Origin of the sequence: Thauera sp. 27 (assembly GCF_000310125.2) — a bacterium.
GTDB lineage: Bacteria > Pseudomonadota > Gammaproteobacteria > Burkholderiales > Rhodocyclaceae > Thauera > Thauera mechernichensis.
This window is the reverse complement of sequence record NZ_AMXB01000007.1, coordinates 15,972-29,261: the sequence shown is the minus strand read 5'-3', so window position 1 is coordinate 29,261 and position 13,290 is coordinate 15,972. Positions and strand designations below refer to the sequence as shown.

Annotated in this window: 15 protein-coding genes; all 15 read left to right on the top strand. The window is 62.5% G+C overall.

The annotated features are described in order from the left end of the window. Nucleotides 1–31 precede the first annotated feature (31 nt). The 15 genes from B447_RS05040 to B447_RS04975 all read left to right on the top strand — a co-directional run bounded on the left by B447_RS05040 (nucleotide 32) and on the right by B447_RS04975 (nucleotide 13,235). A complete protein-coding gene (locus B447_RS05040) occupies nucleotides 32–211 on the top strand; it encodes a hypothetical protein (RefSeq protein ID WP_037982413.1) in 180 nt (59 codons plus the stop codon). 10 nt (nucleotides 212–221) lie between these two features. Further along, a complete protein-coding gene (locus B447_RS22510) occupies nucleotides 222–1,523 on the top strand; it encodes a hypothetical protein (RefSeq protein WP_157384641.1) in 1,302 nt (433 codons plus the stop codon). A 4-nt stretch (nucleotides 1,524–1,527) separates the two neighbouring features. After that, a complete protein-coding gene (locus tag B447_RS05030) occupies nucleotides 1,528–1,962 on the top strand; it encodes a hypothetical protein (RefSeq protein ID WP_002937298.1) in 435 nt (144 codons plus the stop codon). A gap of 1 nt (nucleotide 1,963) precedes the next feature. Further along, nucleotides 1,964–2,395, top strand: coding sequence for a hypothetical protein (locus tag B447_RS05025; RefSeq protein ID WP_002937294.1), 432 nt, complete (start codon nucleotides 1,964–1,966; stop codon nucleotides 2,393–2,395). A gap of 92 nt (nucleotides 2,396–2,487) precedes the next feature. Beyond that, nucleotides 2,488–2,685 (top strand): hypothetical protein, encoded by a 198-nt coding sequence (locus tag B447_RS05020; protein WP_002937290.1) that lies wholly within the window; start codon nucleotides 2,488–2,490, stop codon nucleotides 2,683–2,685. A gap of 130 nt (nucleotides 2,686–2,815) precedes the next feature. Continuing rightward, the gene (locus B447_RS05015; protein ID WP_002937286.1) at nucleotides 2,816–3,745 is read left to right on the top strand and encodes a tyrosine-type recombinase/integrase; all 930 of its coding nucleotides are present in this window, start codon (nucleotides 2,816–2,818) and stop codon (nucleotides 3,743–3,745) included. A gap of 71 nt (nucleotides 3,746–3,816) precedes the next feature. Further along, nucleotides 3,817–5,052: a hypothetical protein gene (locus tag B447_RS05010; RefSeq protein WP_002937283.1), complete on the top strand. Its 1,236-nt coding sequence runs from the start codon at nucleotides 3,817–3,819 to the stop codon at nucleotides 5,050–5,052. After that, nucleotides 5,049–5,555 carry a hypothetical protein gene (locus B447_RS05005; RefSeq protein ID WP_002937282.1) on the top strand — a complete coding sequence of 169 codons (507 nt, stop codon included), beginning with the start codon at nucleotides 5,049–5,051 and terminating at the stop codon, nucleotides 5,553–5,555. Before B447_RS05010 ends, B447_RS05005 begins: the two co-directional genes overlap by 4 nt. A 12-nt stretch (nucleotides 5,556–5,567) precedes the next feature. Beyond that, nucleotides 5,568–6,011, top strand: a complete 444-nt coding sequence (locus B447_RS05000) for a hypothetical protein (RefSeq protein ID WP_002937281.1) — start codon at nucleotides 5,568–5,570, stop codon at nucleotides 6,009–6,011. Next, a complete protein-coding gene (locus B447_RS21765; RefSeq protein WP_157384640.1) occupies nucleotides 6,008–6,544 on the top strand; it encodes a glycosyltransferase family A protein in 537 nt (178 codons plus the stop codon). Before B447_RS05000 ends, B447_RS21765 begins: the two co-directional genes overlap by 4 nt. Beyond that, nucleotides 6,544–7,530, top strand: a complete 987-nt coding sequence (locus B447_RS04990) for a hypothetical protein (RefSeq protein ID WP_002937277.1) — start codon at nucleotides 6,544–6,546, stop codon at nucleotides 7,528–7,530. The genes B447_RS21765 and B447_RS04990 overlap by 1 nt, the downstream gene beginning before the upstream one ends. After that, nucleotides 7,517–9,127 (top strand): sialidase family protein, encoded by a 1,611-nt coding sequence (locus tag B447_RS22835; RefSeq protein WP_157384639.1) that lies wholly within the window; start codon nucleotides 7,517–7,519, stop codon nucleotides 9,125–9,127. The genes B447_RS04990 and B447_RS22835 overlap by 14 nt, the downstream gene beginning before the upstream one ends. A 476-nt stretch (nucleotides 9,128–9,603) precedes the next feature. Beyond that, nucleotides 9,604–10,995, top strand: a complete 1,392-nt coding sequence (locus B447_RS04985) for a hypothetical protein (protein ID WP_157384638.1) — start codon at nucleotides 9,604–9,606, stop codon at nucleotides 10,993–10,995. Nucleotides 10,996–10,997: 2 nt separating this feature from the next. Beyond that, nucleotides 10,998–11,972 carry a hypothetical protein gene (locus B447_RS04980; RefSeq protein WP_002937269.1) on the top strand — a complete coding sequence of 325 codons (975 nt, stop codon included), beginning with the start codon at nucleotides 10,998–11,000 and terminating at the stop codon, nucleotides 11,970–11,972. A 48-nt stretch (nucleotides 11,973–12,020) separates the two neighbouring features. Beyond that, complete coding sequence (locus tag B447_RS04975; protein WP_157384637.1) at nucleotides 12,021–13,235, top strand: hypothetical protein; 1,215 nt, start codon at nucleotides 12,021–12,023, stop codon at nucleotides 13,233–13,235. Nucleotides 13,236–13,290: the final 55 nt, after the last annotated feature.

Sequence of the window (13,290 nt, the reverse complement as noted above, 5' to 3'; positions counted from 1 at the left end):
GCCCGACACCCCAACTTCGAGGAGCAACACCGTGCCGGCGTCCGTGACGAAACTTGACGACTGGAAGGCTTCGCGCACGCGCCCAGCGGTAATCGACTACTGCCGCTGGAACGAAGCGGTCGAAGCGGCACTAAGGGCCAACGTCGATGCGGCTTTTACGCTGACCTTCCTCTGGCCGCGCATCCTGCTGCGCACGTATTTCGGAATGTGAGGGAAAGTAAATGGAACGACGGAATGATTACGGAATCAACACGCAGTTTGAGCGAGATACGCTGCGCATTGGTGAGATTATCCTCGGGGACGGTGAGCGACAACTCGTTACCGCCACAAGGGGCCCGGGCGGGAGGATTGTGAAATCAATCGGACTCCCGCGGCCGGAGATGGGCGTCGGCGCTGTGATTTACGCACAACGCCAGCATCCTGGCTATCTGCCCGCCAACGGCGCGGTTTATACGCGCGCCGCGTACCCCGAGCTGCGCGAGGCAATCGGGACGGTGCCAGACGGCATCGGGACGTGGTCCGCCCGCACGCCCGCGGCGGACTTGCAGTGGAACAGCGTTGCATGGTCGCCCGCGTTGGGTTTGTTTTGTGCGGTCGCAGCAAACGGCACAAACAACGGCGTCATGACGAGCCCGGATGGGATCACCTGGACTGCGCGCACACCCACGGCGAACAATGCGTGGCGCGATGTCGTTTGGGCGCCCGAGCTGGGCTTGTTTTGCGCGGTAGCGAGTTCGGGCACCGGCAACCGTGTGATGACCAGCCCGGACGGCATAAATTGGACCGCCCGCAACGGCTCGACAGAGAGCGCGTGGTTTGCGATCACGTGGTCGCCCGCGCGGAGACTGTTTTGCGCTGTAGCCGCATCGGGCACTACCAGCCGCCTGATGACCAGCCCGGACGGCATAAATTGGACGGCGAGCACTGCGGGGCTCGCCAACGAGTGGCGGGACGTCGCATGGTCGCCCGAGTTGGGCTTGTTCTGCGCAGTGGCCAGCACGGGCACCGGCAACCGCGTCATGACGAGCCCGGACGGCGTAAACTGGACCGCCCGAGCCAGCGCAGCAGACAATGAGTGGCGCGGCATTGTCTGGGCGCCCGCTCTGGGGTTATTTTGTGCGGTGGCGTCCACGGGCACAAACCGCGTCATGACGAGCCCGGACGGCGTAAACTGGACCGCCCTACTGAGTGCGGCCGAGAACCAATGGCGTTGTATCGAGTGGTCACCGGAGCTGGGGTTGTTTTGTGCTGTAGCCAGTACAGGTACAGGTAACGGCGTGATGACCAGCCCGGACGGGCTCAATTGGCTCGTCCGCACGCCCGCGGCAAATAACCAGTGGTTCGGCATCGCGTGGTCGCCCGCGTTGGGGCGGTTCTGCGCAGTGGCCAGCACGGGCACCGGCAACGGCGTGATGACGTGCTCGCCGGCTGCAACGTATAACGCGGCCACGCAATTCAAACTGCCCGATCTGCCCGCGGCGATCAGCGGACACGCGCGCCCCTTCATCTACGCAGGACGCTGACATCATGCAGACCATTATCCAGACTGATTCCGCGCTCGTGTGGACCGGCGCAGTGGCAGAAATCGAAGACCACGCAGGCATCCCAGAGGGGTGGGTTGCTGTCCCCGATGCGCCCGCGCCGGGCGAGGGCGAGTACGCTATGGTCGTGGGCAACGGCCGGGTTGAGGTGCTCAGTGGTCCGCGCCCGTCGCCGTATGTCGAAAAAGTCACTCGCAGGCAGTTTTTGCAGGGGCTGACTCGGTTGGGTTTGCGCGGGCCGGTTTCCGCTTGGCGCGCGGGGCTCGATCCCGCCGACCCCGCGGAGCAGGATTTGATCGACTGGTACGACGCGAGCCTGCATTTCGAGCGCGCAAATCCGCATCTGATTGCGATGTCCGGTACGTTCGGCCTGGCCGCCGCGCAGGTCGATGCGGCGTTTGCAATGATGTCGGAGCTGTGACGTGTCGCTCGTCCAGCTCGCGGCGTATCGCCCGCATCGCTGGTCGGATATCGGCGGGCGCATCATCGCGGCCTGGACGCGCGGCCCGTATTCGCACTGCGAGATCATCATCGACGGACTGTGCTACTCGTCGAGCATTCGAGATGGGGGTGTGCGAGTAAAACGCATCGAGACGTCTGCGCCGCACTGGACTGTCACCCCCGTCCCGTGGGCCGACGCGCGCCACGCGCTGGCTGTCTATCGCAGCATGCAGGGGCTCCCCTACGGCTGGGATGACCTATTCGCGCAGCATGTGCTGCGGCTGCCGATCACAGGCCGCGGGGTCCTCTGCTCGGAGTTGTGCGCAGCAATGCTCGGGCTACCGAGGCCGGAGTCGTATCACCCCAACGGGCTCGTGGAGTACGTCCATGCTCGAGCTGCACTTACGATATAATCCACTCACGCGTGACGGCGATTGATCGGAGTGCGGCGGCGGAACGTCCGCTACAATGTTTTTGGAGCATTTGCTCCGAAGGAGCGACCAAAGTGACGGCTGTGACGATCCCGAGGCGAGAGCTTGAGTGGCTGATGGACTGTAGCGAAATCCAAATGGGCGACGGCGATACGGCTCGCGCCATCGCCGAGCGATGGCTCGACGGGAGGTCTGCGATCGACATCATCAATGCCCAACAACGACGGATGGGCTATCAAGAGTTATCGGCTGACGATAGCAGCCGAATCTGACCCGGCGGGCTGCGGCACGGCCATGTCGGGCCTCTCGGCGAGCGGCACCGTGGCGCCGACCCACTTCATAAGCTCCGACCTGATCTAATCCCCCTCGCGCGCCGACTCCCCACCAAGCGCCCGTCAAGCCATGAACTTCATCGCATCCACACTCGGCCGGTTCTTTCCGAAACATCGGACGCTGGCCGAGTGGGCGAAGACATACTCGCTGGTCGTGCAGGCCAAGCCCATTCAGGCCAAGACGAAGCAGAACCGGGCAAGCCATATTCGGCGCATCGTGAATCAGCTCGGGGACCGGCGCATTGGATCGCTACGCGCGCACGACTTCGCGGCATACATCAACGAGATCGCAGCGAAGCACCCTCATCTCGCCCGGAGGATGTTGATTGAGGCGCGAGACATGCTGCGTGAGGCCGTGGCTTACGGTTGGATCGACAGAGATCCGACTCTTGGCGTCAAGACCCCACGCGTGAAAGTGGCGCGCGCTCGACTTACGCTTGCACAGTGGCAGGCCATGTACCGCTGGTCTGTCGAACACCAGCCGCCGTGGGTGCCACATATGCTGGCTCTAGCTCTCGTCACCGGGCAGCGCAGGGGAGATCTGCGCAAGATGAAGTTCTCTGACGTGTGGGCGGGGCTGCTGCACGTCGTCCAGCAGAAGACGGGGGAGCGCATCGCAATCCCATTGTCGTTGCGCCTGGGCGCGCTGGATCTGTCCGTCGGCGAGGTTGTTGACGCATGCCGCAGCTACGCACCTCTCGTGGATACAGACGAAGCTCTGCTGTTGCGCAAGACGACTGGCGCAGCCCCAGTAGGGGCAAGCATGAGTTGGCGTTTCGAACAAGCGAGGGAGTGCGCCCTGGGTGCTCACGACGACGCGGACAGTAGTCCGGCCAGCTTGCATGAATGCCGCTCCCTCTCGGCGAGGCTATATGACGCTCAAGGGATCGCTGACATCCAGACGTTGCTTGGCCATACCGATGCAGCAATGACCGCGCTGTACAAAGACGACAGAGGGCTGGATCGGCGCAGCGGAAAGTGGCGCGAGGTGGCTGTTTGAGGGGCCTGAACAGCCGCATCAGGACGCGGTGCTGACTCGCACTCTACACTGCGCGGAGCACTGAGACCTCTATGACTGCAAAGCCCACAGCCCCTCTCGGCCCCTTCGCCGGCATGAACAACCGTCTGCCCGATCACGCGCTCAACATTGTCGAGCGTGGTCGGAAGGTTGGCGACTACCTGCGCAACGCGGTGAATGTGGATCTGACGGACGCAGGCACGCTGCAACGCCGTAAAGGTTCGACGCGCGTACATCCGGGGTCGGACTGTCACAGCTTGTGGTCGGAGGGCGGTAAGGCGTTTTTTGTCGACGGTGGCGCGATCAAAGCGCTGCCATCAGGCAACACCGTGCGGTCTGGCCTGGCGTACGGCAGGCCCGTGTCGTGGTGCCGCTTGCCAGACGACAAAGTGGCCTGGTCGAACGGCGCGGAGCTCGGCGTCATCGAACGGGGCGTGAGCGCAGCGCCGCCGGTCACGCCGAATCCGGCACCGACGGTCACGACCTCTGCCGGAGGCTCGCTTCGTGCAGGCAGCTACCAGATTGCGGTCACGGCGTTGGACACGGAAGGGCGTGAGTCCGGCGCTACTTGGCCCGTGCAGGTTCAGGCGCCCGAGAACGGTCGAATCGAGGTGTCTGGCCTCCCTGGTACACCAGTGAACATCTACGTGTCCCCGCTCAACGGGGACACGCTGTATCACGCGATAACGACCAGCGCCTCGAGCTTCGTGTTTCCGCTGATACCCGCGCTGGGTCGCCAGCTCGACACGATCGGCCTCGTGCCGCTGCCGCCCGGAAGGATCGTGCGGTATTACAACGGGCGCCTGCTGACTGCAGACGCGAATCAGCTCTGCTACTCCGAGCCGTACGCACACTGGCTCTACAACCCGTTGCGTAACCGTATTCCGATTGAGGGCCTGACGCTGGTCGAACCCGTCGATGGTGGGCTGTACTTGGCGACCGCAGACAAGACGTGGTGGTTGTCGGGCGCCGATGTGGATCAGCCGGAGCGCCTGGTCGAGATCCTGCCCTATGGCGCGGTGCTCGGGTCATCGGCCCGGTCGGACAACAGCACAAGCGTCATGTGGTTCAGCGCGCGAGGCCTCGTAGTTGGAGGGGCTCAGGGGCAGGTCAAAAATCTCCAGGAGGACGCACTTGCGGTTCGTCCTGGGCGAAAAGGCGCAGCACTGCTGCGCGAAGAAGACGGGATGCGACAAGTGATCTCGTCTGTGTTCGGCGCCGAAGATACGCGCGCCGCAGCAAGGAGTTTCATGGTGGCAGAGATCGTGCGAAAGGAGAGCATGCTGTGATCGATCCGACGAAAGTTGGCTTCACATATCGACTCGACGTGCTCGACCGGCGTACCGGCGAGGTGTTGAGTTCGGAAACCGTCCACAACTTGATGCCCGAAACCGGCATTCATCATGCCCTGGATGTGCTGCTGAACGGTGCGTCTCAGGTCACTCAGTGGTACCTGCTGCCCTTCGGGAACAACTACACCCCTCAACCCTCGGACACCGCCGCGACGTTCCCGGCTTTGGCGGGCGAGATCACGACGTATGCAGGCGCGACCCGCCCTGCGGTCGTAACCGGCGCCGCGTCTGGCGGTACCGTCACGAACGACGCCAATCGCGTGGAGCTGAACTTCCCGGCGGTTACGACGGTGCAGGGTGCCGCGCTCATCTCGACGCCGACCAAGGGCGCGGCTGCTGGCATCTTGCTGTCGGCCGTGAAGTTCGCATCTCCGAAAGTCGTGGATCCTGAATCTATCCTGCGCGTGCTCGTTGGTATCGAGTTCGCGTCCCTCTCGTAAAAGGACAAACTCATGACACTGAAGGCTTCTACCGGCCTGCGCAACGCGTTGTTGGCCACCGGTTCGCTCAAAGCCACCCTCGACGGCGGGCGGATCGACATCTACGGCGGGTCCGTTCCGGCAACTGCCGATGCCGCGGTTGGCTCTGCCGTGCTCTTGTGCTCGATCACAGCGAGCGGGACCGGCACTGGCGTCACGTTCAGTGACACGCCTGCGGGGGGCACGCTCTCCAAGGCAAGCGGGGAGGTGTGGTCGGGCGTCAATGCGGCGTCTGGCACGGCAACTTTTTGCCGTCACGTCCTTCTCGCGGACGACGGCACGGAATCTGCGACTGCGCCGCGCCTGCAGGGTACGGTCGGCGTCGCCGGTGCCTTCCTGAACCTCTCGAGTACGACATTGACGGCGGGCGCTCCGCAGTCGATCGACTACTACACCGTGGCCCTGCCGACGCTGTGATCGACATCCACGTACTGACTCACTCCGGCACTCGAGATGATTGGCTGGAGCAGTGTCTGTCCTCGATGCGTGACCAACCTTGCACGGTACATGTCGTGTCGGGCGAGGAGGGTCACATCGGGCAGGGCAGGGCTGCAGGGTTTTCCCTGGGTGAGCACCCGTACGTGGGTTACGTCGATTCAGATGATTACGTTTTGCCAGGGGCGATGGCGGCCTGCTTGAGCGCACTCATTCACCACGCTGCGGTGTGCACGGATGAGATTGCGACGGTCGGCGACGTAGAGGTGGCGCAGCACTCGCTGCATCATCTCTACGTCGCTCGCCGAGAAGCTGTGCTGCCGTTGCTCCCTTCCATCGCCCGGCTGAACCACCACCCAGAAGCGGTGCTCCGATATCACCTTCGTCCAGCACGCGTGAAGATGCTGGGCTACGTGTGGCGGCTGGACGGCACACAGAGCCGGCTGAAAATCCGCAAGGATTTGACCACCGAAGCCCGGGTATTGCGGGAACTTCGACGCGCGGAGATGCAGTAATGCCCACCATCGTCCACAACCCGAGTCAGTATTTCGGAGCCTTTCGAGACACGATCGTCGTGAGAGGGCAGGCCGGGGCCTTCGAGTTTGTACTCCCTCCGACGCCTACTGGGTTTGGCTGCTTCGGTCTGTCCGATGCAGGGTACTTGTGCGTGGGTAGCGGGGCAGAGGGTGGGCCGAACCGTATCGTGGTCACGGACGACTTCGTGACCTACCAGGACACCGCTTCCGTCCTGTACAGCGACTACAACTATGCGGACATGCCCACCTACTCGTTTCAAGGACACGATGGTCTGTACGCGGTGTCGCCGTGGGGGCGTGCCTACAAGGCCACCGACGGGCGAACCTTCTCTCTGGTGTCGGACGAGTTTGATCGCCTTGCGTATTGCAACGGGATCTACCTGATCGACAGCGACTACACGCTCAAGGTATCCACAGATGCGGCGTCCTGGGTAACCGTGTCGCCCGAACCAGGCCAACACGTTGCGACGTTTCGAAACGGGACCGAGACTGGTGTTGTCACCTACGGAGCGGCTTGGTCTGTCTCTTCGTCGGGTGCGGCGATCAAGATCGCAGACAAGCCTCTGGAAGCTGGGGACATCCGGCTGGGGTTCTATTCCACGGCCAACCTCGACCACACGTATGTTCTGGCTGACCCAGACCCCGACTTTGATCCTCCTCTCCCTGCAGGGCTGCGCCTATACCGCGTCGATAGTGCAGGGTTCACATTGGCTCACGTTATAGACGGGCTTTCACTAGCCTCTGGTCCAGCCTACTACGTGGATGGCTTTCTCTACCTTTCCGTGTTCAACAGCGAGTGGGTGCCCTGGATCTACGAGATTGACCCGGTCTCTGGCACAGCCAACCCGGTGCTGGAAATCACGGCCTACCTCGGCGGGACAGCGTCATTCATGGTGCTGCCGGGAGGGGAGATTCCCGTTCAGCTCTTCTGGACCAGCTTCAATCTGACATATGAAATACCCTAAGCTGTGGAACGGCACATCCCCTCTCGGCGAGGCGCTGGTTCGCTCTCTGCAGCGGGTTCGCTCGCCGTTCCTCAGCGCGAAGGCTGGGGATGTTCACGCGAACAAGATGGGTGGCCGGTCGGAGGTGTTTCAGGGAGACGAGCAAGAGTTGTTCTCCTCTGGGACCGTTGTTCGTACGAAAGAGGGGGTTGAGGTTGTTGCGGACCTCATGAGGGGGTTGAAACTGAAAGACGTCGTAGCTACGCCCGCCCGTCGCATAGTCGGATGGCACGTAGGTAGGAATCGATTCTTGCAGAGCGCTACATGGAATATTCAACAATCTGATGTCAACGGCCTTCGGCTGTTCGAGATGGGGGCACTGCTCCGCTTCAGAAAAGGTCGCGGATCTTCGCCTTACGTCGATGCCACGGCCCAAGGCGTCGTCGCTGTCCCAACGGGGTGGGCTACCGAGCACCCTGGCTTTGGCTTGGACTTTTTCGGGTTTGACCACGATGGTGGTAGTAGAGGGGCGTTCATGTTTACGTGGCCCCACTCAACCGCTCGAGACCCATTGAACAACCCGGTTGTTCGCCCAGCTATTCGTATCGTCAACTTCGACACGGAAGCCGCAGAGGTGGAGGCGTTCCTACCGCGAGAGTCATCAACAGCGCAAAGCCAGTTCATAGTCCCTGCGTTCACATCGGTGACACCCCGTCGAAAAGTAGCGCTCGTGGCATCGTATGCATTCACAAGGGTCGAGCCGACCGTAGCTGTAGATGCCCAGGCTTTCATGTACGTGAGTGACGACGAAGGGCAGAGCTGGACAATAGTAGAGGTATTGTCCCTGTTTGCAGACAAGTTGGCAGACAATGCGACTGCACGAGTTGGCGAAGATGCTAGGTATGCAGAGCCGATTAACCATTCGATCCGTGGCTTGGCGGATGCAGATTGGCTGGTGTTTACTCCGCAGCATTTTGTAGCGTTGGTGGTAATTTTTACAGGAAACAGCGCTAGGTGGGTGCCCGACTGGCTACACCTAGCCTTGCGTACGACAGACGCGGGCGATACGTGGACGGCACATGTGATGCCACCTATTCCTGGGCTCCCAGACGCTCCTGCCGTCGTGCAACCCAACAGCTGTGTGGTGCTAGGCGGACTTCGTGCCATAGCTAAGCGGCGCCCATTCGGACGGGGCAGCGTTGCAGGCATGACCCCGAATGCATCGTTCGTCCGCACAGAGGACGGGGGGATTTCATGGTCTGTTATCTCCCCCACTGGGCTGCCGTCCCTGCAAGTGCACGACCTTGGAGAGTTCACTGTCACGCGCCCGTATGTAAATGCCGCGGACCAAGGGGAAATACTGATCACTGCTTGGGACGAAGGGCGCAAGGCGTACACGATCTATCGGTCTGTGGACTCAGGGGAATCTTGGCTTTTTAAGGCATCTCTTGGTAAATCAAACAGACGGGAAGGCCGGCTCGACGAGATAGGTAGCGTGCAAGACAACGAGGCGTTGCCCGTGAGCTTCAACGGCGTTCGGTGGGTCGGACCTGCAAAGCGCCCTCGCCCAGCGAGTGAAGTAGCGCCGTGGCGGTATGACGCCGAAAGGGAGGCATGATGGGCAACACACTTCACAAGGTCTCGCGGCGGCGCTACGTACCCGGCACACCAGGCGTGCCCGCCTATGCCGGGCAACCGTATATCCCCGCCGGCTACGTCGTCGTGTCCGAGCGGGTCTGCACGCGCAGTGCGGACGAAGGCGCGGCCCTCGCCGCTGGCTGGACACGAGAGTATGTCGTATCTGGGGGGTTGTCTTCAGGCAGCGGCACAGGGCGGTGGATCTGGGTGTCTCCGTCGGGTGCTACAAGCGTTCAGATTCCATACACCTACTCATGCCGGACGTACTCGTACACTGTGTTCCGGCCGGGGCAGCCATTCATCCCACCGAGAGCAGCGATTCCGCCGACGGCGGCGCACATCACGGAGGACTTCCAGCTCGGCTGGACCGGTCGTGCGCGATCCCGCAAGACGGTCATCGGTGGGGTCCGCACCTCGTTCCAAGTGTCGAGGTCGGCTGTCGGGGCAGTGGTTGGGTTGAACACAGGCTACTCCCCGACCGGGTACCGGGATATCCGGTTCGCTTTCTACCTGAGCAACGGGATCGCACGCGTGATGCAGCGCGGCGAGGTCGTGCATACGATCGGTGCCTACGTAGAAGGGGCTGTGTTCCGCATCGACCGTGCAGCGGGCAAGGTTCGTTACTACATCAACGACACGTTGGTCTACGAGAGCTCGAACAGCGCTGAGCCGATGCACCTGGACGCCGCGCTCTACTCAGCCGGCGACACGGTCGACAACCCATCTCTGACAGCGCTGACCGAAGGGGGCGGGGCGTTCCTACCCCTGTCAGGCATTGCATCGAACTACTTGCTGAGTGCAGCGCAAGGAGCGCTGTCGGCATTGACCGGCTCGGCCGGTGTAGCCAACAGCGCGTACGGTTCGCTTGCGGCCTTCACGGGTCTGGCATCCAATTATGCCTATGCGTCTGCACAAGGGAGCCTGAGCCCTCTCGAGGGTATCGCTGATGCAGGAGACCTGGTGCCGAGCTACGCGCTGGCAGACGGGGTCGTGTCGATGCTGACCGGCAGCGCGACCGGCCAGACCGGGACCGTTGGCACTGGAGAGGGCGCCCTTTTGGGGCTGCTGGGTCAGGCATCCGATCGCCCGTACGGTGCGGCCAGCGGCGTTTTGCAGCCTCTTCGCGGATTTGCGGACGGGCAGGAGGGTGCGGATAGCGCATCGATGTACGAAGCGGTCCGAGTAAAGGCTTCGGCGCGCGCACCTCTGGTCATCGGGGTGTCGGTTTCGTCCAACATGCGAGCGGTCACGGTCCTGGTGATTGCCAAACAGACGGACGCATCTGCGCTGTCGTTTGCGACGGTGCTCACAACACTGGCCAGTTCATCCACCCACGCGGCGACGGTGTGGACCGTACTCGGAGGTGGGCACATAGACGCAGACTCGGGGCCCCCTTCTGATGTGTGGGTGACCAACATGGGGTCTGGAGGCTCGACCCGGTACGAGGGGTTCTCGTTCAACAGCTTTGCCAAGATCGGTCAGGATTACTACGGTTGCCGAGACGACGGGGTGTATCTCCTTGAGGGGGATACCGACGCCGGAGAGGCGATCCAGGCGATGGTGAGCTTTGGGAAGCAGGACTTCGGCACCTCGGTGCGCAAGCGCATCACGAATGCGTACGTCGGTGTGAGCGGAGAGGGGAAACTGTTCTTGAAGGTGTTGGCGGACGGGGCAGAGTATGTGTATGCCGCGCGCAATTACGACGAGCGTTTGCAAATGCAGCGCATCGACACCGGTAAAGGTTTGTGCATGAGCTGGCTGGAGTTTGAGCTGTACAACGCAGACGGGGAGGACTTCGAGCTGGCGTCCGTCGAGTTCGCGGTCATACCCACGTCGAGGAGGATTTAACAATGAGCGCAGAGGCTTTTGTCGGGCAGGTAATCAGTCAGGCGCTGGCGGTAGCCGCCCAGAAGTCGAATGAAGCGTCGAGCTTCGCAAACCAGGCGGTGTCTGCATCGTCGGGCTTCGCGTCGTTCTCGCCACAGTCGATCGTCTTCAACCCCGGCAACATTGAGCCGGTCGTGTCGATTCCCCGGTCAGCCGCGGGCGTGGATAGTGCGCTGTACAACTCGACGTACGGCCAGGTCGTAGGAGACTTGACCGCCAAGTTCAGCCAGTTCTTCACTGACTACTTTCCGAACGAGTGCGATTACCTGACCGCAGCCCAGCGCAGCCTGTGCGACATGCTCAACGGCGGGCGAGCGATCCCGCTGCACGTCGAAGATCAGATCTGGCAGCGGGACCGCTCGCGGGTGCTGAACGAAGTTGGCCGAGTGCAGCAGGAGATCATAGCGGGGTCCGCTGCACGAGGCTTCCCGCTGCCGAGCGGTGCGGCGCAGCACGCGATGCATATGGCCCAGCAAGACGCACAAAACAAGATCGCGCAACAGTCGCGCGACGTCGCAATTAAGCACGTCGATATTCTCATCGACAACATCAAGTTCGCCGTGCAGAACGCGCTGGACTATCGAATCAAAGGGATCCAGGCGGCAGGGGATTACATCAAGACCATCGCTCTCGGCCCTGAACTTGCGACGCGGCTGGCTACCTCCGCGGCAGGCGCGCAGGCGCAGCTCATCAGCGCAGCAAGCCAGTATTACCGCAATCGTATCTCCGTCGAGGAGCTCAAGTTGGAGGTCGCAAAGTTCAACGCGGACGCTCGCAACGACGTAGGGATGAACGACGTTCGGGAGTTCTCGAATCGGCTGCGAGCGAGAGCGGAAACATTGGCCGCGGCAGCCCGTGCGGCAGGGGACCAAGCTGCGGCAGCACTCAACGCCGTGCACGCGTCTGCGCAGGTTGCGGTGCAAGGGGAGGCGAATTGATGCTGGCTGGCTGCCTATCATCGCGGCAATAACACCGAAGGATTCGAGATGGCGACAAACACTGATGAACTGCGCCGGCGACTGCCTGACCGGGCGTCCGGGATGGGCAGCTACGCTCCTTCCCAGCTAGGGCAGCCTGAGCCGGCGCAGCGCAATCCGACGCCGATGACAGACAGGGTGACGGGCGCGCTAAAGCACGCATTCCTGTACAACTCGGACGCCGACGCGATTCGGCAGCGCAACGCGGCGCCGGCCGCACCCGCCCGCCCGCCTGTCGCACCCGCCCGCCCGCCTGTCGCATCCGTTCCCGGTGGCGTGACTGAGCGATTGCCAACAGTGCCTGACGTTCCGCAGATCGGCCAGACGCCAGCGTTCCGGCGCTCGGTCTTCGGTCCTGCCATCCAGAATCAAGGCCAAACGTCCGGTGATCGCGTGACGGACATGGGGTATGCGACGCGCTCGGTTCAGGGGGCTCCTGGCGTGACGCGCATCGACGGACGCGGGCGCACTATCTACACCGACGACCTGGCCAACACGGCCGATTGGATCGAGGGGGGCATGCGGCCAGGGGTAAACACGCTGCCAGCGCAAGGCGGTGCGCAGGGTGCTCCGAGTTCGCTGGCGCAAGAGCTCTCCTCGCGTGCCGACCGCATGCGCGCACTGCGCGAGGAGAGTACGGCCCTGCGCGACAACTTGAACTTCAACGCAGGCGGTGCGCTTTCCCGCCAGAAGACGCAGGACGAGATCACGCGCGACATGCTGACCGGGCAGAGTCGGAGCGGGCGTCAAGCGGCCGTGCAGTTGATGGAGGATCAGCAGCGCGCAGGCATCGAGCGCCAGCGCACGGCAATCGATCAGCAGCGCGCGGATGCTGACCGGATGACCGCGGAAGCATCGGTCAACGTCAGCCGCGCCGAGCTCGATCAGCAGCGTCGCATCCGTGGCCTGCAGGATCGCCTCATCGACGAACAAGACCCCGGTAAGCGTGCTCAGTTTGAGCGGACCCTTGGCATTCTCTCTGGGCGCGATGCGAGCAGCGGCCGTGATCGTTTTATCACCGTGCAGGGCGGACAGGTTTCCACGCCCGACGGCATGGGGGTTATGACCGCGCCAAGCCGCGTCTTCGACACTCAGACGCAGCGGTATGTGGATGTGCCGCCGGCCGCGCAAGGGGATGCGCGCCAGCAGGAAGGCGCGATGCTGCGCGGGAAGGATGGCCGAATGTACCAGGTCAAGGGTGGCGTCCCAGTTCCAATCCAGTAGCCTCAGCTGACCGCGCACGGGCTTTTACTGACTGCCAAGCCATCATCGTGCCTGT

Coding starts and splice junctions, on each gene's coding strand:
- B447_RS05030 (WP_002937298.1), top strand. CDS start 1,528: ATGCAGACCATTATCCAGACTGATTCCGCGCTCGTGTGGACCGGCGCA.
- B447_RS04980 (WP_002937269.1), top strand. CDS start 10,998: ATGAGCGCAGAGGCTTTTGTCGGGCAGGTAATCAGTCAGGCGCTGGCG.
- B447_RS04990 (WP_002937277.1), top strand. CDS start 6,544: ATGCCCACCATCGTCCACAACCCGAGTCAGTATTTCGGAGCCTTTCGA.
- B447_RS22510 (WP_157384641.1), top strand. CDS start 222: ATGGAACGACGGAATGATTACGGAATCAACACGCAGTTTGAGCGAGAT.
- B447_RS04975 (WP_157384637.1), top strand. CDS start 12,021: ATGGCGACAAACACTGATGAACTGCGCCGGCGACTGCCTGACCGGGCG.
- B447_RS05010 (WP_002937283.1), top strand. CDS start 3,817: ATGACTGCAAAGCCCACAGCCCCTCTCGGCCCCTTCGCCGGCATGAAC.
- B447_RS05015 (WP_002937286.1), top strand. CDS start 2,816: ATGAACTTCATCGCATCCACACTCGGCCGGTTCTTTCCGAAACATCGG.
- B447_RS05000 (WP_002937281.1), top strand. CDS start 5,568: ATGACACTGAAGGCTTCTACCGGCCTGCGCAACGCGTTGTTGGCCACC.
- B447_RS22835 (WP_157384639.1), top strand. CDS start 7,517: ATGAAATACCCTAAGCTGTGGAACGGCACATCCCCTCTCGGCGAGGCG.